The organism is Microcoleus sp. Z1_B2, from assembly GCF_036700325.1.
In the GTDB taxonomy this organism is placed as follows: Bacteria; Cyanobacteriota; Cyanobacteriia; order Cyanobacteriales; family Microcoleaceae; genus Microcoleus.
This window is the reverse complement of record NZ_JAUBOQ010000074.1, coordinates 1-21,690: the sequence shown is the minus strand read 5'-3', so window position 1 is coordinate 21,690 and position 21,690 is coordinate 1. Positions and strand designations below refer to the sequence as shown.

At 45.5% G+C, this 21,690-nt stretch carries 18 protein-coding genes and 1 pseudogene; 11 read left to right on the top strand and 8 right to left on the bottom strand.

Annotation, left to right across the window (positions count from 1 at the left end):
- Window positions 1-201 precede the first annotated feature (201 nt).
- Window positions 202-2,898, bottom strand: a complete 2,697-nt coding sequence (gene gyrA, locus QT984_RS28030; RefSeq protein WP_333054433.1) for a DNA gyrase subunit A — start codon at window positions 2,896-2,898, stop codon at window positions 202-204.
- A gap of 396 nt (window positions 2,899-3,294) precedes the next feature.
- Here gyrA and QT984_RS28025 point away from each other — a divergent pair, with 396 nt between their 5' ends.
- The 3 genes from QT984_RS28025 to QT984_RS28015 all read left to right on the top strand — a co-directional run bounded on the left by QT984_RS28025 (window position 3,295) and on the right by QT984_RS28015 (window position 6,340).
- Entirely contained in the window at window positions 3,295-4,218 is a 924-nt protein-coding gene (locus tag QT984_RS28025; protein WP_333054432.1) for a histone deacetylase, read from the top strand.
- A gap of 313 nt (window positions 4,219-4,531) precedes the next feature.
- The gene (locus QT984_RS28020) at window positions 4,532-4,720 is read left to right on the top strand and encodes a hypothetical protein (protein WP_015175516.1); all 189 of its coding nucleotides are present in this window, start codon (window positions 4,532-4,534) and stop codon (window positions 4,718-4,720) included.
- 597 nt (window positions 4,721-5,317) lie between these two features.
- Window positions 5,318-6,340, top strand: a complete 1,023-nt coding sequence (locus QT984_RS28015) for an ATP-binding cassette domain-containing protein (RefSeq protein WP_333244248.1) — start codon at window positions 5,318-5,320, stop codon at window positions 6,338-6,340.
- Between the two features lie 262 nt (window positions 6,341-6,602).
- Here QT984_RS28015 and QT984_RS28010 read toward each other — a convergent pair whose 3' ends face one another.
- Window positions 6,603-7,217: a Uma2 family endonuclease gene (locus QT984_RS28010; RefSeq protein WP_333375418.1), complete on the bottom strand. Its 615-nt coding sequence runs from the start codon at window positions 7,215-7,217 to the stop codon at window positions 6,603-6,605.
- 31 nt (window positions 7,218-7,248) lie between these two features.
- On the bottom strand, window positions 7,249-8,655 hold the full coding sequence (locus QT984_RS28005) for an NB-ARC domain-containing protein (RefSeq protein ID WP_333375415.1): 1,407 nt from the start codon (window positions 8,653-8,655) through the stop codon (window positions 7,249-7,251).
- A gap of 374 nt (window positions 8,656-9,029) precedes the next feature.
- Between QT984_RS28005 and QT984_RS28000 the strand changes: the two genes are divergently transcribed.
- Both QT984_RS28000 and QT984_RS27995 read left to right on the top strand, forming a co-directional pair.
- Entirely contained in the window at window positions 9,030-9,530 is a 501-nt protein-coding gene (locus QT984_RS28000; protein WP_333274767.1) for a hypothetical protein, read from the top strand.
- Window positions 9,531-9,563: 33 nt separating this feature from the next.
- Window positions 9,564-10,091, top strand: coding sequence for a hypothetical protein (locus tag QT984_RS27995; protein ID WP_333375411.1), 528 nt, complete (start codon window positions 9,564-9,566; stop codon window positions 10,089-10,091).
- A gap of 186 nt (window positions 10,092-10,277) precedes the next feature.
- Here the strand turns inward: QT984_RS27995 and QT984_RS27990 are convergent, their stop codons facing one another.
- A complete protein-coding gene (locus tag QT984_RS27990) occupies window positions 10,278-10,517 on the bottom strand; it encodes a hypothetical protein (RefSeq protein ID WP_333375409.1) in 240 nt (79 codons plus the stop codon).
- 152 nt (window positions 10,518-10,669) lie between these two features.
- On the opposite strand from QT984_RS27990, the gene QT984_RS27985 reads away from it, so the two are divergent.
- Window positions 10,670-11,560 carry an ABC transporter permease gene (locus QT984_RS27985; RefSeq protein ID WP_332952239.1) on the top strand — a complete coding sequence of 297 codons (891 nt, stop codon included), beginning with the start codon at window positions 10,670-10,672 and terminating at the stop codon, window positions 11,558-11,560.
- A gap of 440 nt (window positions 11,561-12,000) precedes the next feature.
- Window positions 12,001-12,387 (top strand): hypothetical protein, encoded by a 387-nt coding sequence (locus tag QT984_RS27980; RefSeq protein WP_333375406.1) that lies wholly within the window; start codon window positions 12,001-12,003, stop codon window positions 12,385-12,387.
- Window positions 12,388-12,741: 354 nt separating this feature from the next.
- Here the strand turns inward: QT984_RS27980 and QT984_RS27975 are convergent, their stop codons facing one another.
- Entirely contained in the window at window positions 12,742-14,100 is a 1,359-nt protein-coding gene (locus QT984_RS27975) for an FAD-binding oxidoreductase (protein WP_333375403.1), read from the bottom strand.
- A 373-nt stretch (window positions 14,101-14,473) separates the two neighbouring features.
- Window positions 14,474-15,223 (bottom strand): class I SAM-dependent methyltransferase, encoded by a 750-nt coding sequence (locus QT984_RS27970; RefSeq protein WP_333341063.1) that lies wholly within the window; start codon window positions 15,221-15,223, stop codon window positions 14,474-14,476.
- Between the two features lie 599 nt (window positions 15,224-15,822).
- Here QT984_RS27970 and QT984_RS27965 point away from each other — a divergent pair.
- The 4 genes from QT984_RS27965 (at window position 15,823) to bioB (ending at window position 20,218) form a co-directional block, all read left to right on the top strand.
- The gene (locus tag QT984_RS27965) at window positions 15,823-15,975 is read left to right on the top strand and encodes an adenylate/guanylate cyclase domain-containing protein (protein WP_333054555.1); all 153 of its coding nucleotides are present in this window, start codon (window positions 15,823-15,825) and stop codon (window positions 15,973-15,975) included.
- Between the two features lie 249 nt (window positions 15,976-16,224).
- Complete coding sequence (locus QT984_RS27960) at window positions 16,225-17,637, top strand: adenylate/guanylate cyclase domain-containing protein (protein WP_333054418.1); 1,413 nt, start codon at window positions 16,225-16,227, stop codon at window positions 17,635-17,637.
- Window positions 17,638-17,852: 215 nt separating this feature from the next.
- On the top strand, window positions 17,853-19,157 hold the full coding sequence (gene bioA / locus QT984_RS27955) for an adenosylmethionine--8-amino-7-oxononanoate transaminase (RefSeq protein WP_333054416.1): 1,305 nt from the start codon (window positions 17,853-17,855) through the stop codon (window positions 19,155-19,157).
- 17 nt (window positions 19,158-19,174) lie between these two features.
- Window positions 19,175-20,218, top strand: a complete 1,044-nt coding sequence (bioB, locus tag QT984_RS27950) for a biotin synthase BioB (protein ID WP_333054415.1) — start codon at window positions 19,175-19,177, stop codon at window positions 20,216-20,218.
- 236 nt (window positions 20,219-20,454) lie between these two features.
- Here bioB and QT984_RS27945 read toward each other — a convergent pair.
- Window positions 20,455-20,604: pseudogene (locus QT984_RS27945) on the bottom strand (IS4 family transposase); the annotation flags it as partial.
- Between the two features lie 237 nt (window positions 20,605-20,841).
- Window positions 20,842-21,549 (bottom strand): transposase, encoded by a 708-nt coding sequence (locus QT984_RS27940; RefSeq protein ID WP_333054554.1) that lies wholly within the window; start codon window positions 21,547-21,549, stop codon window positions 20,842-20,844.
- Window positions 21,550-21,690 lie beyond the last annotated feature (141 nt).

Sequence of the window (21,690 nt, the reverse complement as noted above, 5' to 3'; positions counted from 1 at the left end):
AAAATCCTCAAGCCCCCGAATTTATCTCGCGCAAGTCAATCCAAAATCTAAAATCTAAAATCTAAAATCGAATGACTCATCATTACCTCACCGGAAAAAATCTTTGACTTTTGAGGGAAAACTTCAGAGTATGGGCGATCGCATTTTTACCATTCAGCAGTAAGGTACGCAGCGCGCACCTTACAAACTATTAACCTAGGACTATTCTGCCACTTCCTCAGATTCCGATTCTTCCGCCGATTCTTCACCAGCAGCCGGCACTAAAGCCACAGCTACGATGGAATCATCCTCATCTAACCGCTGCACCCGCACACCCGTTGCTGTGCGCGATTGAGTAGAAATTGCACTCACCGCCTGACGGATAATAATACCTCGGTTGGTAATGATCATCAATTCGTCATCTTCGTTGACAATTCGCAGGGCTGCTACCTGATCCTTACCCTTTTTCGACTTAAATTTAGTAGCCGTCAATCCTTTGCCTGCCCGTCTTTGTAGGCGGAATTGAGAAACAGGAACCCGCTTGCCGTAGCCGTTGGTGGTGATTACCAACACCGAAGGAACTTCGCTGCTAACTGTCGAAATTTCTTCAACCTCTTCGCCTTCAATTTCCTCTGCTTGCAATTCTAATTCTTCATCTTCCGTTTCCAATTCAGCACTTTCTGCCCCTTCAAATTCCGCTTCGTCCGTTTCTAATTGAGCAATATTAGCTCCCTCAAATTCGGAGTCTTCAGTTTCCAATTCAGCGATTTCGGCAACAATTGAACTGGGCAAAATGTCCATGCTAATCAACTCATCGCCTGATCGCAATTTCATTGATTTTACACCCCGCGTCGCGCGGCCGACTGGGCGCAACTGTTCGTGATTGGTGCGGAAATGAATTGCCATGCCTTGGCGCGTACCGATGATGATGCTGTCACCAACTTTTGCTCTCCGCACCCAGCGCAGTTGGTCGCCTTCTTCTAGAGAAATCGCGATTAATCCATTAGTGCGGATGTTGCCAAAAGCGGAAAGTGCGGTTTTCTTAATGTAGCCGCCGCGAGTCAGCATGACTAAGTATTCTTCGCTGGTGAATTCTGTGACTGACACCATAGAAGTGATTTTTTCTTCTATAGGAATCGGCAGCAGTTGCACCACGGGAGTGCCGCGGGCCGTCCGGGAACAGACGGGGATTTGATAAGCTTTGACAGAGTAAACTACGCCCCTGTCGCTGAAGAACAAAACGCTATCGTGATCGCAGCAGGAAAGGAAATGTTCTACTCCATCGTCTTCTTTCATTTTCGCGCCTGCTTTGCCGCGAGTAGCGCGACTTTGGGCCTCGAAAGTGCTGACTGGCATCCGCTTGATGTAGCCTTGCTCGGTGATCAGAATAATTGCTTGTTCGTTGGCAATTAAATCTCTTTCATCGATTTCTCCTTCGGCGTGTTCGATGACGCTGCGTCTAGGAGTGGCGATTTTGGTTTGGATTTCGACTGCTTCAAATTCGGCGATTTCTAAGATGCGTTCCCGGCGCGCTAAGATATCTTCCAAATCGGCTATTTTAGTTCGCAGTTCTTCGTGTTCTTGCTGGATTTTTTGCGCTTCTAATGCTGTCAAACGCCGGAGCTGCATTTGCAGAATTGCGTCGGATTGCTGTTCAGAAAGACCGTAATTATCCATCAATTCTTGTTTTGCTGCGGCGGAGTCGGCAGCGGCGCGAATTAGGTGAATAATTGCATCTAAGTTTTCTAAGGCAATTAATAAGCCTTGCAGAAGGTGGTCGCGTTCTTCTGCTTTGCGGAGTTCGTATTGAGTCCGGCGAGTAATTGTCTCAATGCGGAAGTCTAGGAAGACATTGAGGAATTGGGAGAGCGTAAGTAGTTGGGGTTCCCCATTTACTAGCGCTAACATATTGGCTCCAAAGTTGGCTTGGAGGGGTGTTTGTTTGTAGAGGTTGTTGAGGACGACGCGGGGATAGGCGTCGCGCTTGAGTTCGATCACGATCCGCATTCCGTCTCTATCGCTTTCGTCGCGAATGTCGGAAATTCCATCTAATCTTTTGTCGTTGACAAGTTCGGCAATTTTCTCAATTAGCCCTGCTTTGTTTGTTTGGTAAGGTAATTCGGTGATAATAATTGCTTCTTTGTCGGGGCGGCCGGGATGTTCGATGGTTTCAATGTTGGCGACTCCGCGCATTGTAATCGAACCGCGCCCGGTGGTGTAAGCATCGCGAATGCCGCCTCTACCGAGAATTTGCCCTCCGGTGGGAAAGTCCGGGCCGGGGATGTACTGCATCAATTCCAGGTCAGTAATGGCTGGATTGTGAATTAGCGCTACTAAACCGTCAATTATTTCGCCTAAATTGTGGGGCGGAATGTTGGTGGCCATCCCTACAGCAATCCCGGAGGAACCGTTGAGCAAAATTTGGGGGATGCGTGCCGGGAGTACGAGGGGTTCTTGCTGGGAACCGTCGAAGTTGTCGCCGAAATCAACTGTTTCCGAGTCGATGTCGCGCAGCATGGAGTCGCTAGTCAAGGCTGTGAGGCGACATTCGGTGTACCGCATGGCAGCGGGCGGGTCGTTGTCAACGGAGCCGAAGTTGCCGTGGCCGTTGATCAGGCGTTCCCGCATGGAGAAATCCTGAGCCATCCGCACCAGGGCGTCGTAAACCGCTGTATCTCCGTGCGGGTGATACTTGCCCAGCACCTCCCCCACGACGCGGGCGCATTTGCGGAAAGGTCGATCGGGAGTCAAGCCCAATTCGTTCATGGCGTAGAGAATGCGTCGGTGAACGGGCTTGAGACCGTCCCTGGCATCTGGTAGCGCCCGACCGACTATTACGCTCATGGCGTATTCCAAGTACGATCGGGACATCTCATTACCCAGATCCGTCGGGATTATCCGCGACTCAGAGGTGCTCATAGGTTGAAAAACTCCGTTAAAAATTTAAATTTGACCGCTATAAATCTCAAAAATGCGATAAAATCGGTTTGGATTCAGTAGAGCTGCCAAATATTGCCAATTACTCCTGAAATTATATCACAATTTGCCTTGGAATTTATGGGAAAGTTGCCAGAAAAATTAAGGGACGAAACCAGCACAATTGATAATTTGTCAGTTGGTGATTTTGTCAGCAGTTGGCAAAAGCTAAAAAGGTTTTTTTAGGCGATCGGGTTTCATGCTTTCGTGAGTTTTTTTGACGGCCATCTAAGAAATTAAAATGGTTACTCGATCGAAATTTTAATTTCACAAAACCGAAGGCCTTCTTAAAGCTAAGTAAAAATCTAAAATCTAAAATCTAAAATCTAAAATCAGCCGATGCTACCCGTCATCTACTCCGAAGATTTCTTGCTGCACAAGACTGGAATGCTTCACCCAGAGCGACCAGAACGTTTAACGGCGATCGTCAATGCTCTGAAAGCTGCTCCCTGGGCGGATCAAATTGAGTGGCAACTGCCCACCCCAGTGGCGCAGCGCGAACAACAACTGTTATCGGCTATCAAAAAAGTTCACTCGCAAAGATACATCAAAGAAATCGAACATTTGGCTCATCGGGGTGGCGGCTACCTCGACGGTGATACGCCGATTTCTGCTGAAAGTTACGACGTAGCGCTGCTGGCGGCGAGTGCTTGGCTCGATGGGGTCGATCGAGTGGTGGTTGCGGGGGAACCGGCTTTTGTACTGGCCCGGCCGCCGGGACACCACGCTGAAAACGCCCGCGCGATGGGTTTTTGCTTGTTTTCCAATGCTGCGATCGCCGCTCACTACGCCTTGGAACAGCCGGGAATCAACCGTGTCGCCATCCTCGACTGGGACGTACACCACGGCAACGGCACTCAATCTTTGGTGGAAAGCTGCCGGCAAATTGCCTACTGTTCCCTGCATCAATCTCCTTGCTATCCGGGAACGGGAGATGCCGAGGAGCGCGGTGCCTACGACAACGTGCTGAACATTCCCCTCTATCCCGGCAGTGGCATAGCTGAATACCTGAGCGCCTTTGAATCTCTTGTCGTGCCTTTTTTGTCCAAATTTGAACCGGATTTGTTGATTGTCAGCGCTGGTTATGACGCTACTGCGTCCGATCCGCTGGCGAGTATGACTCTGATGCCGTCAGATTTCGGTACTTTCACCGGATACTGCCTGCAACTCACCCGCCGCATAGCTTTTGGTTTGGAGGGGGGTTACGCACTGAAAGATTTGGCAGAGTCGGTTGTGGCGACTATTGACCGATGCCTCAATTAGCTGGAAAATTGGCATAGGGGAAAATAAGGTTGAGAAGCCATGAGGACGAGATGGAGAGTTTTTGAGGGCGATCGCGCTTGATGGTCTTTTTCCCTCTGACTTCTGACTTTTCCCCTCTGACTTTAGTGACAAGCATCACAAATTTAAGAGATCCAAGTCACTGCCGATCCAAGTCTCGGTCACAGATTTTTAGCCAAAAAATCACACCGTGTCAATGTTTTCGATCGCCTTTGAAGTCACTCCCAGAGTGCACAATAAAAATACAACAAGCCTGTTAAAATTTTATCTGTCTCAATCAACTAGGAGGTTTATCATGTCAGTATCCCAAATGACACTCGAAGAGTTATTTGGTCAGGTCATGTTCTCCAGCGTCGTGACTCGCCACGACCGGAGACAGCTCAGATCTGCACTCTTAGAAAGAACACTGAATGAAGATGAGTATGCCATCATCAACCGACTGCTGTACAACGTTCGCCGCGGTTGGGTAAAAATTGTCGATTAAAGACCTGGCAACCACTCTCTGTAAAGGAGTTAATACCATTTTCGATTTTCGATTTTCGATTAAAGAATTGGTGATGACTGATAACTATCGGGATTGAGAGCACGAGCCTACAGTTACATTTTTTGGGAACTCGTTACAAGTAGAACTTGCCAATTCGGGAAGTTTTTTGTGTTTAATAGTTGGCTCGAAAGTGTGATGTGTTTGACCAGTGTGTTAATTATCAAAATCTCGCTACACATCAGCCTATAGGTAGAGATAATTATAAAATAACAGGTTTCGGGTGCATCTCTACTTGTTGAAAACTTGTGAGTTTTGAGTTGTTAACTGAAAAGTTATAATTAACTCAAAACTCATAATTTTTTGGATTTGAGATGGGAGATTGGAGAGTGGGAAAACTGATGAATATCAGAGTTGAAAACCGCTATAAAGTTAATATTTTTTAAACTGGCATTAAGAATCAAAACTAGAAGCAGTTTCCGGTTGAGGAGGAGTGTGCGATCGTTACCAGCACAGCCAGTCGTATTGGTCGATCGACCATTCCGGCAATTTGAGCTCAGAAGTGTCAAAATATTAACAACCAGTTCATCCCCAAAATATATGGCTCCCGCCGTTTTAATTGAAAATCTTCAGAAACGCTACGGCACTGTAGAAGCCGTTAAAGATGTTTCCTTCAAGGTAGAACCGGGGGAAATATTTGGTTTGCTAGGCCCCAACGGTGCAGGCAAAACCACAACCCTGCGGGTACTTTGTACTTTGAGTGCGCCCGATAGCGGACGCATTGAAGTGTCTGGCATTTCTGCTGTCAGTCAGCCGAGAATTGCCAGACAAAGACTAGGCTATGTCGCCCAAGAAGTGGCTCTGGATAAGGTGCTGACGGGGCGGGAACTCCTGCAACTGCAAGCAGCGCTTTACCATTTGCCGCGCCCTAGGATTAAAGGGCGGATTGACGAAATGGTGAAACTCCTCGGTTTGGAGGAGTGGGAAAATAAAAAGACGGGCACTTATTCCGGCGGTATCCGCAAACGCTTGGATTTGGCTGCTGGATTGCTGCATCAGCCTGATGTTTTGGTGTTAGACGAACCGACTGTCGGGCTCGATATTGAAAGCCGGGTGGTAGTGTGGGATTTCCTGCGCCGCTTGCGAGAGGAAGGTACTACGGTTTTGATAACGAGTCACTATCTCGAAGAAGTTGACGCTTTGGCCGATCGCGTGGCGATTATTGACAAAGGAACGGTGATTGCTGAGGGTACGCCGGAGGAGTTGAAAAATCGGGTTGGGGGCGATCGGGTGACTCTGCGGATTCGGGAGTTTTCGCCGATCGAAGAAGCCGAAAAAGCTAAAACTCTCATGCAATCGCTGCCTTTTGTGCAGGAAGTAATTGTCAATACCGCTCAAGGAAATTCTCTCAATTTAGTAGTAACACCGCAAAGCGATGCGCTGGTGACTATTCAGCAAGCTTTAAAAGATGCGGGATTGCCTACTTTTGGGATTGCTCAATCTCGGCCGAGTTTGGATGATGTGTATTTGGCTGCGACTGGTAAGACGCTGTTGGATGCAGAGTTGGCTGCTGCTAGCAACCGCGATTTGAAGGCTGAGCAAAAACAGGCGATGCGATCGTAGTTTAGTTTAATAAACCTCTCCAATAATTATTGTGGAACAGGCATCTTGCCTGTTCGAGACGCTCTTTTCCTGAGCCCGTCAGGGGTTGAAACCCCTGCCTCAAAGCTAAAGTCCTCTCAAGAGGACTGAAGAAATCATTACTCATTAGTCCTCTTTAGAGGACTTTAGCTATTAGCCAGGGAATTAATTCCCTGGCGGTCTTTCGGTTGAAGCGAAAACCAATGAGCAATGCTTTATCCTTATCTTTTCGGCAGATTTGATATCATACATCCAACACTTGCTCTGCTGTCAATGCTAATTCGGGGAAAGTTCGAGATATAATTCGCTCAGTTCCTCGGTAAGCAGTCATTTGATAAACCCCATTTTCATCAAGTAGATAAACAAAAACAGTCGGTTCTTTCGGGTTGCCCAAATAGTTTCTGCTACCCAAAGCTAAATAATCGACAATCCAATATTCAGAAATTCCCAGCCGCTGATATTCATCCAGCTTGTCGATATAATCATCTTCCCAATTTGTTGAGACAACTTCTACAACTAATTGTGGTGGTTCAGTTAGTGCTGAATAGGCGAAGGGCTGCGATTTCCAGAGGGTTTTGTCTACTACTGTAACATCAGGATGGCGGGCTTGTTCTTTACCATTCGGGGTTAATGTCCTCAGCATAAATCTGCCAGATACCCTGTAATTGAGCGGAACGCGATCGACTTCTCTATCAAATTGTTTTATCAGAAAATCAGCAACATCCTCATGCAGTCGGATTGGTAATATTCTCACAATTTCTCCACTGACAAGTTCATAGCGGCCTTCTTCATCGGGAAGTTGCTTGACAAATTGCTCGAAACTGAGCATCTGCTTAGGTTGGATAGGAGTTGCGGTCATGGTTTTATCTCATTTAGCTATATATTTAGGACTATTCTGCAACCATTTTAACATACTGTTTTAACACAGGTGGAATCGTGAAAACGGTTTCTGTTTCACAGATCGATTTTTCGATCATTGCCCGTCTGGCTAAAGATTGAATGGCTTTACATAATTCACGTTGTGAGCCTTGACATTTGGCCATCCATTCGGTAAATGAAACAGGCTCGATTTCATTGCTAAGTTGCGAAATCGCCTGTTTTTCTATTTCGGACAACCGCTGATAATGCTGCTGCAATATCGGTGTCAATTCATCGCTTAAAAATACTGGTTGATAGCTGAGATATTGAGATACTCTACCGCCAAATAAGTTATTAATGGTTGGAGCGACTAATTTTAACCACAGGGGATTACCTTGATAAAGGTTAATCAATTCTGGCCAGTATTCTTCATCCAACAAACCTTTTTCTCTAAGAATTTCTGTTGCTGCTTCACCTAAACAGGTTAACTGCAATAAACGTACTGCTGAATTATCGTCGGTGAATGTGATGATGTCTGAGGGAGGTTCCCAACTATTGAGGATTAAGCAGCTATTGTGGGGAAGTTCGCCGATGAGTTTAAATAGGGTTCCGTAGTTTTCATATCCGGGTTTGTAATTTCCTGCAAGTTGCCCGCTGCTGAGAATTTGCTGCACGTCATCGAGGATGATGAGACAGCGATTTTCTCGCAAATATTCGATTAGGATTGATAACTGAACATCAGTGTTGGCGGGTATGTTAATTTCGGGTTGATTTGAGAGAAATTGAATGAGGGTTTTGAGGGTTGTTTCGAGGGGTGGGGAGGTGCGGAGACTGCGCCAGATGATGCGATCGAATTGAGTTTGAATTTGGGGGATGAGGTTACGGGCGATCGCACTTTTGCCGATGCCTGCCATGCCTGTGATGGTGAGGAGGCGGCAGTTTTGGCGGGCGATCGAGTTTTCGAGGGCGGTGAGGGGTGAGTTGGGGTAGTTGTAGAAGGTTTTGAGTTCCGGTGCATCTCTTAAATCGAGTCGCGGTTTCTGTTCGGTGTTGTCTTCATTTGAGGTTTGTGTAGGGGGTGAGTGTTGTGGAGCTTTTGGAGGGCGTGAGGTTTCTGTGCAAACGTTGATGTTACCTTTGTTTTGTACAAAATTAAAATCACCAAAATTTGAAACTTGAGAAAATTCATACCTCTCCATTGTGGAGCGCAAATTTGATTTCATTACATCTTCATCTAATATTTCTGAAAGAGTTTGCCATAACTTTGAGGCAATATTTCTGACATGGCGTTCAGTACAATGAACCTCTTTAGAAATTTCGGAGTATCTTTTACCTTGCCACGTTCCCCGTACTACTGCCTGTTGCAGATCGTCCAATCGTTTGCCGGTCTTAGCGAACACCAAGCCATCGGCCAACCTTAAGAGTTCTTGAACATCCATTTATTGGGTAAATGTAGGAGGTTTTATCTATTGTATCAGACTTTTTCTGACGTTTTATGGCTAAGAAGGACAAAATATGACTTTTAACGGCTAGCTAATTTTATTAACTCCTGGCAAATTGTGACATTCTCCTACTTTCCAATACATAAAAATTAAATTAAAATTTAATAACGGGCTTGAAAACAATCTTAGGCAACCTAAAAGATTTTAACAATGTAAATCTGACTGGCGCAACTATGCCAGATAGCACCGTCCATCCCTAACGGTTCAAAAAGTTGCTCAAAATGTGGCTGCATCGGTGAGCAATGTCTAGGGGATTTTCGCCTCGTGAAATGTTCGTAAAAATTTGGTAATTTCCAAGAGAATAAAAAATTATGTCTAGTGCATTATCCCTACCTCAAGCTAATTTAAAAATGGCTCTCTGGCAAGTCGATGCTGATGCAATGAGTAGCAGCGACTTGTATGTGTGGTTAAATGATATCGGCTTGCCGCATGAAGTCTCGATCCGGCTGCATGAACTCGCCACATACACGAAAAAAGCTGCTAACAAAGTTTTACTTATCGGCAAAATTCTCCTCATTAAAATCATAGAATTTGTCAAAGCGCATCCCCATTTAGCGATAGGGGTTGCTGTTGGTGTCGCTGTAAGAATTTTGGCAAGTTCGATACCATTTGTCGGCCCGTTATTAGAACCTTTGGCAACAGCGCTGGGTATCCCAATTGGTGCAATAGCCGGCCACCGACTCGATCGAGGCAAAGAGGTGTCTGATGGAATTATTGGAATTGTTCAAGAGATTATTGAGATTGCCAAAGATTTTTTTCAATTACTGATAGACGTTTTCAATACAATTTTCCGCAACGTCATCACTGCTTAACTGCCCAAATTAGCAAAAAGATTGAGGTCTAATATGTCTGCAAATAAAACGCCAACCAAAGAGCAAATTCTTAAGTCAATAGAGCAACTGGAAAAAAACCCACATGATAAATTAGGGATTTTAGCCGATATTGGCATTGGTGTGGTGGGGGCGGCCGGTGCTGGTGCGGCGGTGGCAGCTTTCGGTGGTATACCACTTCTATTTGGGTTAATAACCGTTGCACCTCCCGTAGGATTAGTTGTTGGCGGTGCAGCTTTAGGTGCTGCTGCTCTTGTAGGGGTAAAACGAATATTTGATGGCAATTTTGACGAGGGAAAACAAGCAGAAATACTTAAAAACTTAAAAGATCAGCTAAAAGATATTGAATCCGAAGAAAGAGCCTCTAACCTGGAAGACAGCGATAAAACTAAATTTATTGTTTCCTTGAAAGAACCCGTCAGGCTCAATTTAATTAGCCCGAAAGACGCTCAAGATTTAATTAGGGCCGTAGAAAGCGGTCAAATAGCAATCAAAGAGGCGATTAAAATGGTTGAGGATGTGGTAAAAGCTGCTAAACCATAACTGCCTTCTGACTGCGTAACCTGGGAATGCTAAGTTGTAAGTCTGCGATCGCCCTTACTTAAACCAAGAGCGATCGCTCTTGATAAGTAACTACTGATACTCTACTACAGCCGCGAGCGCCCTGGCAATTTCCTCCATCCTAGGATAGCACTGTCAGAGCAAATGTGAGCGCCCGTAACAACTACATCACCATGTTACCTTCTGAAAAACAATACTATCTGCGGTGACAGTAACTGCATATCGATCCCCAGGCTTCAGTTGAGCCTCAATCTCAGCGGGAATTTCTAACTTACCGTCGGGGTTGACAGGAACAGTAATATTTGATTTCAGAATGTATTCTCGCAGGTGTTCAACAACTCTATCTTGCATAGTTTCCGGCAGAGATTTCATAATTTCGACCAAAGTGGCGATCGCCCTTGATGACATAGCTTTATCCTCCTAGTAAATCAAGTTTTTATTTAGTATATTTGATGAGCTTATTCTCAATTTTAGAGCGATCGCCCGCCCAACACCACCAATACCTCCAGACTTGCTACTGTAAAGAGAGTTAGATTTAATCAAAATCAGCGCAAGCAATTATGAGCGGTACTGTTACATCCCCCAACAACCTCAACCAGCAGCGGCCACTCTCCACGGCATCCGCTGACACTTCCAGTTCCCTGCTGGGTGACTTCATCCAAGAAACACTCGCCTTAACAAAGCGCCTGTTTATTCAATTGCAGCGCCGCCCCTCGACGCTAGTTGCAGGCATTATTCAGCCGCTGATGTGGTTGGTTTTGTTCGGAGCTCTGTTTGAAAATGCACCCGCAGGCTTGTTCGGCGAAAGCCAAAATTACGGACAATTTCTCGGCGCTGGTGTAATCGTTTTTACGGCGTTTGCAGGGGCGCTGAATGCTGGTTTGCCGATTATGTTCGATCGCGAGTTCGGATTTCTCAACCGCTTGTTAGTCGCGCCGTTGGCTTCGAGATTTTCGATCGTCCTCGCTTCGGCTATTTTTATCGTCACCCTGAGTTTCATCCAAACCGGCACAATCGTTACAGCGGGGGCGTTTTTGGGCGCGGGATTCCCCGGAATTGCCGGACTTGGGGCGATCGCCCTGATCGTGCTGCTGCTAGTTTTGGGCGTCACCGGCTTGAGTCTGGGTTTAGCCTTCGCTCTTCCCGGTCACGTAGAATTAATAGCGGTAATTTTTGTTACTAACTTGCCGCTGTTATTTGCCAGCACAGCCCTCGCGCCGCTGTCATTTATGCCAGAGTGGCTGCAAGTTGTGGTGACTCTCAATCCTCTGAGTTATGCGATCGAACCCATCCGCTACCTGTACCTGCACAGCGATTGGTCGCTAGCCAGTGTCGTGATGCAGGCTCCTTGGGGTACTGTCACCTTTGGAGGAGCGCTATTAGTGCTGCTGGCGTTTGATTTGGTGGCGCTGCTGAGCATTCAACCGCTGCTGAGACGCAGGTTTGCTTAGGGCAGGGCGATCGTTTCACCTGCACCGTCAATTCTAGGATGCCTTTCGTCCTGTCAACTTAAGGTAAAACCGATAGTCCGTCAGGGGTTGAAACAACAGCCTCAAAGCCAAAGTCCTCTTGCATAGGACTAATGACTTCTTCAGTCCTCTTTCAGAGGACTTTAGCTATGAGACAGGGAATTCATTCCCTGGCGGACTGCCGGGTAAGCGATAGGACTAATGACTTCTTCAGTCCTCTTTCAGAGGACTTTCGCTATGAGACAGGGAATTCATTCCCTGGCGGACTCTTGGGTAAGCGAGAGGACTGGCGGACTAAAAGCTTAAGTTGACACGACGAAAGGCATTGCCCTGTCCTGAGCCCCAGCGAAGTAATATAATATTTAGTCACAAGTCAGAATATTGTTTAGATAGAATTGTTTTTTTGAAGATTCAACTAATAAATGATGAACACCAAAACTTCCAAATCCGGCAAATTGATGATTGGGATTGCTGCAAGCGCGATCGCATCCTGTGCTCTGTTCTCCCCTCAAGCAAGCTTCGCTCAAGCCAGCGGTTTAAATAATGCCCAACCGCTGCAAGACTTTCAAACTCAAGACAATACCGACCCATTTTCCGGCCGCAGCAGCGGAAGCGGAATATTTGATTTAATTCACAGATCCAAATTGGGCGGCGGTCGCAGCATGGAAGAATTTAATAGCGAACAGCGCCAAAATTTGAACGATGCGGCCGCAGAATTTCGGAACAAACAGCGCCTACTACTGGAAAAGCAAGCAGTACCTACACCAGGGGCGATCGCACCAGCAGAAATTACCGCCCCCGTCCCTTAAATAGACAAGTTTTGTTCGCAGCAAGGACTTGAGTTTTTATTGACTTAAAACCTCCGACATAGAAAACTGATTTCTTAGTCTCAAGCGAGAGGGACGAAAGTTTGTCTAGCAGCGATTTCAAGATCCGAATCTTATCTATAGCAACCGCCCAGACGGTTAGGACATTCTTAAGCGCTAAAACCATTGCTAAGCTGTTCTGTATTTAAATTGTATGTCAAAAAAAATTAAAGTCTTGTGGGGTGGGCGTCCCGCCCGCCCTGAATATACAATTTAAATGCGCGACAGCTTATTAGTGCTTCTTCCTTCTTCCTTCTTCCTTCTTCCTTCTTCCTTCTGCTATAAAAACCATCCCCCTTAATCCCGTTCCAACCACGCCCGCATTTTACCCGGATTAAGCAAACCGTAAGGATCGACCAACTCTTTAAACTGCAACTGTTCCACATTAATACTTTTCATCCCTCCATCTTCCAATATATAAGTGTGAGGATTAGCAATCAGCGCGCCTTGCTCTTCATGATAGCGAATAATTTCATTGAGCCGTGATTCCGTAGTGTAGCGAACTATTTGCAAAGCCGCAGCGATCGCCCTGCCATTCATCCGCAAAAACTCCAAGTGCATCATCACCTCATCCCCATAATAATTGTACAGTTCCTCAATCAATTTCAAACCTTTATCTGCGGGAAAAAGCGTCTGCAAATAAGTCAGAGACGGGTCAGCGCTGCGAGCGTGTAGAGTTGTATGATTCCAAGTAAATTCAGCAATTGCTGCACCTTTGCTCGCTGCTTGCGCGTTTTTTTGATAGCAAATTGTGCCGCCATATTCGCGCACCAAATCTTGCAGCGGTTCCAGACAAGATTCAGCTACCATTAACAAAGCGCAGTGCTTACCTTCAGGAATCTCCTCGCGAAAAGCAGCAAAATAAGCAGGAATCGGCCAAGCACAAACACAAATTAGTTTTTTGATAATTCCGTCCGCATCGCCCAAAGCTTGACCGAAGTTAGCCGATGTCATAAAATCGTCAAAAGCGACGATGATTTCCGCCCAAGCATAAGCAGGGGCGAGGGGAATTTCTAACTCAGTAATAATCCCATTTGTGCCGTAAGCGTGATTGACTTTTTGCACTTCATCGCCGCGCAATTCGATGACGCGGGGATCGTCTTCCATTGTAACGACTCGAACGGCATGAAGATTTCCCCGATCGCGCAATTGCCCGTAAGTTATCGAACCAATTCCCCCGCTACCGCCGCCGATAAATCCCCCAATCGTTGCGGTGCGATAGGTTGAGGGAACCATCCGCAATTCCCAACCAGTTTCTCGCGCTTGTTTGTCGAAAACCGACATTTTTACCCCCGGTTCTACGCAAGCTAAACCCGGTTTTATCCAGCGGATACTGTTCATTTTGCTGGTATCTAAAATGACGCCGCCCTTGAGGGGAATGCACTGCCCGTAATTGCCGGTTCCTGCACCTCTGACAGTTAGCGGAATTTTGAATTTGACGCAGGCGGCTGCAATCCGCAAAACTTCGGCTTCGCTGGCGGGACGAACTACTAAATCTCCTGTTTTATCACTTAAGAGAGGTTGCAAAACAGGACTGAAGTGATAATAGTCTTGAGATAGCTTGACAACTTGCGCGCGATCGCTAATTATTTCAATTCCCGATAGTTCCGAAGAAAAAGCATCCCAGTCAATACTTTGAATCGCAGTTGCAGTCATTTTTTTTCCTCAATCCTGACAGTATTATATATTTTATAAAAGCCAGTAGGGTGCGTCAGACGCAAACCCTAATTATTTCGCGCACATCCTCAGCCTGACGCACCTTACAAGTCGATTAGACCTCTTGCAAAAATAGCTGGGACGGGCAAGAGGCCCGTCCCACAAAAAGTTTTTTCTCTTGTGGGATGGGCATCTTGCCCGTCCGAAAATTTGATCGAAAGGACTTTTGCAAGAAGTCGATTGAATCGCGACAATTGCATCCGAGTCAGTAGGGTGCGTCTGACGCAAACCCTAATTATTTCGCGCACATCCTCAGCCTGACGCACCTTACAAGTCGATTGAATCGCGACAATTGCCTCCAAGACTGCTTTTTTCAATTAACAAATCCCCCAAAAACCGCCATCCCGTAGTATTTCCAAGGCACTGCCACAGTGTCAAATCTAGCATTTACCAGCATTTCCAACTGTGCCGAAAGTGTAGCTAGGCGATCGGGATTAGAATATCCGTAAGAGACACTCTTCCCCACATTTGCGCGAATTTGTGCTAAGGTTTCTCCCTGATTTAGCGCCCAATCTTCTCGCGCCGCTTGATAAATATCTTTCATTGCTGCTGATTCTGCTAAAAGAGGATCTGCATTCCAAAAACAGCCACCAGCATTTAAACTTTCGCGAATCCGTTGAAACAATTTTAACTTAATGTCATCCTCAAGATGGTGAATTGCCAGAGATGAAATGCAAGCATTGAATTTATCGCCCAAGCCTGAGAAATTTGGATTGTTTGCCCATTCTCCAAAATCCATTTCTATGCCAGTCCACCGGGCTGCGTATCCTGCAGACTCAATTTTGGCGCGGGCAAAATCAAGCATTCGCGGCGAGTAATCGACAGCAACTATTTCCGCAGACGGATAGAGTTTGAGAACTTTTAAAGTGAGTTCCCCCGTACCGCAGCCGAGTTCTAAAATGCGGTGGTTTGTGTTAGCAATGCAGCCTGCTACTACATCCAGCATTTCGTCATACTTAGGTAAAAGTCGCCGAATGCCTGTATCAAAATTGGCAGTATTGACGAAAACTTCTCCCGGCAAAATTTCGTTGCGCGCAGGTGAGGCAGTAGAGTCAGAATTCACGATCGTCAACCATAGACTACAATTGCTATCCTAACTGAAATAGAGCAAAAAGTGCGGAAGTAGGGACAAGCCACTGCCCTGTCCTTACCCGATCATCTGTACTTCACTCAACACAAAACCGCTATATAGTTATGCGTATTTTTACGGATAAGCCAAACACTCGTGGTAAACAATAATTAACCGAAAGCATCCACGATACCCGCCACGTGATTCATCTGTCCAGAAATAAAAAACCTGTATCCGATGAAACTTGCCGAACGTATTTATCTCGCGCAAGTCAATGCTTCAATTCTTTAATGTAAAATCAAAAATCAAAAATCAAAAATCGATTGACCCTCCGTTACAGCCAGAGAGTCTTGCTTTACCCCGGACGCCAGCAAAACACTTTGAACAAGCAGTGTTATGTTAGTAGTGAATAAATTGAAATAAAGATTAAACCTCAGACTTGAGGATACCATGCGCCAATTGATTTCTCGCAGTCGGGCTGCCATCAGCCAATTAGTTTACAAACAAATTCTCCTTGCTTTGACAATTTTATCTGGTGTCGGCGTAGGGAGAGCGATGGCAAGTATGTCTGAGCTTTCCTCCATCCTAACGGGATTGCAGGCGCGATTCAAGTCACACAATCAACTTACGATATCTTGCAAAATAAGTATCTGTTTGAAAACAGAGGAATTATTCACATCAAAGGCAAGGGCTATATGAATACTTATCTGCTTGCAGGCAGGCTAGTCAGCGCCGTTTCGGTTTAATTTGTTTATTATATTATGAAGGGGTCTGCTAGTTAGTCGAGAGCGATCAGTCATTAGTCAGCAGCAAGCAGCCAAGAACTAACAGTTAGTCGCTGCTGACTGCTGACGGCGGACTATTACAGGAATTACACAGGGGATGTGAGAACCCGGTTTCTGCGCGGTTGCTTCGTTGACAACCCAAAATTGATTACCAGAAACCCGGTTTTTTTCCTATGTCCTACATTAGCCATTTGCCAAATAGTAAATTTTATGCCCTTGCCGATTTTATCATTCTTGAAATTTTTCCAATCTCGCTTGTCTAGGCAAATAGCTTTGTGGGTATTTGCTAGCATTCTTGTCATAGAAGGAATTATTTTAGTTCCCTCTTATTTTCGACGAGAAAATGAACTTTTAAGCCAACTGGAACAGGTATCTCGGGCGACTGTTGATTCCCTAGAGTTTGTGCTCCAACAAGATATTTCCGATCGCACTTTATTGCAAGAAGAAGTAAAAAATATTACTAAGGATTCTCAAGTAGTCTTAGGACTATCTATTTACCAAACTAACGGTGAACTAATATATACACTTGGCGAACCCCCAGAAATCAGTTTAGAGCAACTAAAAGAATCTCGCATAGTTCACAATCACAATTTCGATGGCAAGAGGTACGATATTGCTTGGACGGAGCGACATTTGGGAGGCGATTACATCTTAATTGTTCGCCACGATGCTTCCACAGTCCAGCCGGAACTCTACGCATTTATCGGACGGATTGCTGTTCTAGTCATCATTATATCAGCCTTTGTCACTTCTGTGACTATGTTGTTTTTAGGGCTGACAGTAATTTCACCTATCTTGAGATTGCGCGATGACTTGATCGCTGCTGGAGACGCTTTGAGCAAAGATCGAGAACAACCTGATTTCTACTCTCTGTCTGTCAAGCGGGATGACGAGTTGGGAGAACTCATGGTCGCCTTCAATCAAATGTTTCACCGAGTATACCAGGAAATTGCACAGCGGAAACAAGCTGAGGAAGTATTGCGCGCCGAACAAGAAAAGTCGGAACGTTTATTACTAAATATATTACCAGTAATGATTGCCGATCGCCTAAAACAAGGTCAGATAAATATTGCGGACGGATTTGCCGAAGTTACGGTTTTGTTTGCTGATATTGTGGGCTTTACCGAAATATCTTCGCGCACATCTCCTGAAGAATTAGTCGAGTTGCTTAACAAAATATTTTCATCTTTCGATCGCTTAAGCGAACAATACGGCTTAGAAAAAATTAAGACGATCGGCGACAATTATATGGTAGCAGGCGGTTTGCCGCTTCCCTGTACAAATCACGCCGAATCTATTGCCGAAATGGCCCTGGAAATGCAGCAAGAAATTATGAAATTCCGCGACGAATGCGGTAAACCTCTCAATATCCGCATTGGCATTAATACTGGGCCTGTTGTAGCAGGTGTCATCGGCACTAAAAAGTTTATTTACGATTTGTGGGGAGATGCTGTAAATACAGCAAGCCGCATGGAATCTCAGGGACTTCCGGGTAAAATTCAAGTTAGCAACTCAACTTATGAATTGCTGTGCGATAAGTATTTGTTGGAAAAGCGCGGTAAAATTAATGTTAAAGGCAAAGGAGCTATGACAACTTATTTGCTGAAAGGTAGAAAATTGTAACTGACAATTTTAACCATCGCCCGCGAATAAGTGAGATGGCGGCAGACGTTACAGCGCAGCCGCCCTCGACACCAAACTAGATTTTTTTTTAACGAACCGCGAAGACGCTAAGGACAGGTAGGAAGAGAAGAAGAAATAATCAAAAATAAAAAGTTCATAAGGTCGTTATTATTGCTATATTAAAAGGCAGGTTAATATTAGTAATCGGGGCAAAAATGACTGCGAATCAGGAACAGAATTCTTCAAATTCACCGATTTGGCAGCCCTTCACGCAAATGAAAACGGCTGCCCCGCCACTGAAGGTAATTCGCGGCAAAGGAGCGGTGCTGGAATTAGCAGACGGGCGGCAAATTCTCGACTGCATTTCTAGTTGGTGGGTGACAGTTCACGGGCACAGCCATCCGGTTCTCGCTGAGGCTCTTTACGAACAAGCCCAAAAGTTAGAACACGTAATTTTTGCCGGATTTACTCACGAACCTGCCCAGAAACTTGCGAATAAATTGCTAACTCATACGCCTGCTTCTTTAACGCGGATTTTCTTTTCTGATAACGGCTCGACTGCTGTTGAAGTTGCTCTGAAAATGGCATTTCAATATTGGCAAAATATCGGAGAAACTAATCGCACTAGCTTTATTAGTTTTGAGGGAGGTTATCACGGCGATACTGTGGGCGCGATGTCGGCTGGCAGAAGTTCGCTGTGGTGGGAATCTTTTGCACCTTTAATGTTTGCTGGGGATGTTGTTCCTTTTCCCGCGACTTTTAACGGCGATGAGGAGGTGGAAAGCAAGGAGGCGGCGAGTTTAGAGAAGTTGGAGTTTTTGTTAAAGCAGGGCGGCTATGCGGGAATTTTTATCGAACCTTTGGTGCAAGGTTCTGGGGGGATGCGAATGTGCCGCCCTGAGTTTTTGCAGGCGATCGCACAACTTGCCCGCCAGTTTAATGTATTGTTGATTTACGATGAAGTAATGACGGGTTTTGGGCGCACGGGCGAACTGTTTGCCTCGGTTAAATCTGCAACTTCACCGGATATCCTGTGTTTGTCTAAAGGATTGTCTGGTGGCTGTTTGCCAATTGCTGTCACAATGGCATCGGAGGATATTTATCAAGCTTTCTGGCGAGATGAATGGGACAAAGCTTTTTTTCACGGTCATTCTTACACCGGAAATCCCTTAGCTTGTGCGGTGAGTGTAGCATCCTTGGAGCTTTTGGAGCAAAACCCAAATGTGTATCAAGGGATGGAAAAACTCCACCACAAATATCTGAATCAATGGCTGAGAAATCATCCTAAACTAGAACGGATTCGGACTTGTGGCACCATCGTAGCAATGGATGTGAAAACGGAAAGCGATTCCGGTTATTTTAATGACATTGCTCCTGTATTGAAAGCCAGATTTCTCGAAGCGGGGTTTTTGCTCCGCCCCTTGGGAAATACGCTTTACTTGATGCCTCCCTACTGCATTTCTCCTGATGAACTAGAATCGATTTATCGGGTGATTCGTCAGGTTTTGGATACTCTGTAAACCCTTTAATTTTAGTAATGAATTTACCCAATTGGAACGATTTGGCTGACGACGCGCTGGCGGGCAAATGTCTCTCTCGCGAGCAATCTTTAGCCGTATTGCGCGCACCGGATGAGGTTTTGCTGGAACAACTAAACGCAGCTTATCGGGTGCGCCGCCACTACTGGGGAAACCGAGTCAGGCTGCACTATTTGTTAAATGCTCAAAGTGGCCTTTGTCCTGAAGATTGCCATTATTGTTCTCAGTCAAAAATTTCGACTGCGGAAATTGAGAAATATCCGCTTTTAGCTAAGGAGAAAATTCTGGATGCGGCCCAACGCGCCGCAGATTTAAAAGCAGGTACGTTTTGTTTGGTGATTTCGGGCCGCCAACCTAGCGCATCTACTTTCGATCGCGTTTTGGATGCTGTTGAGACTGTGAAGGCAAATTATAACCTGAAAATTTGTGCTTGTTTGGGATTGTTGAGCGAGGAACAAACTCATCGTTTGGCTAAAGCTGGAGTCGATCGCGTAAATCACAATCTCAATACTTCCGAATCATATCACTCGGACATTTGCACGACTCACACTTTTGGCGATCGGGTGGAAACCGTCGAACACGTAAAAGCAGCGGGTATCACAACTTGTTCCGGCGGAATTTTGGGGATGGGCGAATCGGATGATGATGCGATCGATTTAGCACTTTCGCTTCGCAACTTGGGCGTTACTAGCGTGCCGGTCAACTTTTTCATTCCAATTCCCGGAACGCCATTTGCAGAGGTGAACAGGTTAAATCCCCGCCAATGTTTGCGAATTCTCTGTTTGTTCCGATTTTTGCTTCCCAGTCAAGAAATTCGGATTGCTGGGGGACGAGAAGTGCATTTGCGATCGCTGCAACCTCTCGGCCTTTACCCTGCTAATTCTATCTTTGTTGGCGATTATCTGACAACTCCCGGACAAGCTGCCCATCAAGATTGGGACATGATTCGAGATGCGGGATTTGCGATCGAATCCCCCGAAGGTTCTCTCTTAGAAGTTGATTCAGCAGTTACCAAATCCGAACAAAAAACCCTGGCTGTGTAACTCTTACACCAGTTTTCAATCAGATGAAATAGAGTAGGACACGGCAGTGCCGTGTCCCTACCCAATATCTATATTTCATGTTTACGCATGGGCGGATAAAAACCGGATTTCTGAGGTAGCAAATGCGTCAGCCGTAAGGAATGAAAAATAAATAACTTAATGGTATCCGCTCAATAAATCGGGGTAACAGTAAAAAAAGAAGGTTCACAATCTAGGCACAGCACATTGGTAACAAGTTAAGCTTGTATGGCAGTTGTCAAGGGGGTTTGAGAAGATGTTTCAAAGAAATATCGATCGGAGCCTCGCTGTCGATCAGGGAAAGGTGCAACAATTAACTTAACATTGGGCTTTCGTTGAGATTTAACAATACCTAAATCTCGATTTTCACTGTAGTTTAGACTAAAAAATGAGCGCAGCTAAAAGTAGCCACCTTTGAATCTCAGGCAAGCTGTTGCTCAAAAACTCAAAAAGTAGAAGATTAAATAGCTAATCTTGAAGACTTTTTACGTCGAGAAACCCGTTTTTTAACGGTGGGATAGCACGGTGCCTTAGTTCGTACCCTTCCTTTTTCCCAACCGGGGGATTTTCCCCTATGTTTAGGGATTTTTGTTGGAGTCCCAATGTCAACCAAAAGCGAAAACATTGATTGGGCAACACGTCCAGGGGTTAAATTGATAGTAGCAGATTGCCTGCAGAAGTCTATTCTCGATTACTAAATCTCTGGCCAGCCAGAGTTGCCAACTCATCAATGGCATTAAATCACTCCAACGCTCGGATTGTTCAGGGGTTCTCAAATTAGGCAATGTCCAATGCAATCGTTGCTTCGCAAATCGATACCAATGATCGACTCCAAAGCGTCGCAAATATTTAAACCAAACAGTTTCTAAAGGTAGAGTTCGTTCTCCCACCCAAGCTAACCATAAGGGTGGAAATGGTTGACCGTTTGACATGGGCTTCATTCTTTCAACGAGGATTAAATTGACTTTTTGTTCAGGGGCACGATAAAAATGTAAGTCAATCCATTGTCTGACTCGGACTTGTCCCAACTCTGGATCTTCGTCAATTTCAATCGCAGTATCCGCTTCAGGCCATGTGGTTGGGTCATTGAGTCTCATTTTTTGCCCGTGCTTGTGCGGTCTACCACGACCACTATAGGCTGGTGGTGCTGACCATAAGCAGGCATTTTTTCGGACTCTGATTAAGCAATCAGCTTGAATATCTGCTTGTGCTAAAACCCAGGTTGCATTGCCATATTCTCGATCTAAAACTGCTAAAACTGGGTTGACACTATGTTCACAGACAAGTTTGAGTTGAGAAGCTGCTTGAAGTATGGGTGAAGACCCACTACTAATTCTTTCATGGAGCAGGGGTAATGCCCAACTTCCTTGTGTTTCAGGTAGTTAGAGTCGATAGGGGCATTTCTACCCCTACCTCTCCTTCAGAACGGAACGTGAAACTTTCGCTTCATTCCG

Excerpts from the sequence above, each read along its gene's own strand:
- gyrA (WP_333054433.1), bottom strand. The coding sequence starts at position 2,898 with ATGAGCACCTCTGAGTCGCGGATAATCCCGACGGATCTGGGTAATGAG.
- QT984_RS28025 (WP_333054432.1), top strand. The coding sequence starts at position 3,295 with ATGCTACCCGTCATCTACTCCGAAGATTTCTTGCTGCACAAGACTGGA.
- QT984_RS28020 (WP_015175516.1), top strand. The coding sequence starts at position 4,532 with ATGTCAGTATCCCAAATGACACTCGAAGAGTTATTTGGTCAGGTCATG.
- QT984_RS28015 (WP_333244248.1), top strand. The coding sequence starts at position 5,318 with ATGGCTCCCGCCGTTTTAATTGAAAATCTTCAGAAACGCTACGGCACT.
- QT984_RS28010 (WP_333375418.1), bottom strand. The coding sequence starts at position 7,217 with ATGACCGCAACTCCTATCCAACCTAAGCAGATGCTCAGTTTCGAGCAA.
- QT984_RS28005 (WP_333375415.1), bottom strand. The coding sequence starts at position 8,655 with ATGGATGTTCAAGAACTCTTAAGGTTGGCCGATGGCTTGGTGTTCGCT.
- QT984_RS28000 (WP_333274767.1), top strand. The coding sequence starts at position 9,030 with ATGTCTAGTGCATTATCCCTACCTCAAGCTAATTTAAAAATGGCTCTC.
- QT984_RS27995 (WP_333375411.1), top strand. The coding sequence starts at position 9,564 with ATGTCTGCAAATAAAACGCCAACCAAAGAGCAAATTCTTAAGTCAATA.
- QT984_RS27990 (WP_333375409.1), bottom strand. The coding sequence starts at position 10,517 with ATGTCATCAAGGGCGATCGCCACTTTGGTCGAAATTATGAAATCTCTG.
- QT984_RS27985 (WP_332952239.1), top strand. The coding sequence starts at position 10,670 with ATGAGCGGTACTGTTACATCCCCCAACAACCTCAACCAGCAGCGGCCA.
- QT984_RS27980 (WP_333375406.1), top strand. The coding sequence starts at position 12,001 with ATGATGAACACCAAAACTTCCAAATCCGGCAAATTGATGATTGGGATT.
- QT984_RS27975 (WP_333375403.1), bottom strand. The coding sequence starts at position 14,100 with ATGACTGCAACTGCGATTCAAAGTATTGACTGGGATGCTTTTTCTTCG.
- QT984_RS27960 (WP_333054418.1), top strand. The coding sequence starts at position 16,225 with ATGCCCTTGCCGATTTTATCATTCTTGAAATTTTTCCAATCTCGCTTG.
- bioA (WP_333054416.1), top strand. The coding sequence starts at position 17,853 with ATGACTGCGAATCAGGAACAGAATTCTTCAAATTCACCGATTTGGCAG.
- bioB (WP_333054415.1), top strand. The coding sequence starts at position 19,175 with ATGAATTTACCCAATTGGAACGATTTGGCTGACGACGCGCTGGCGGGC.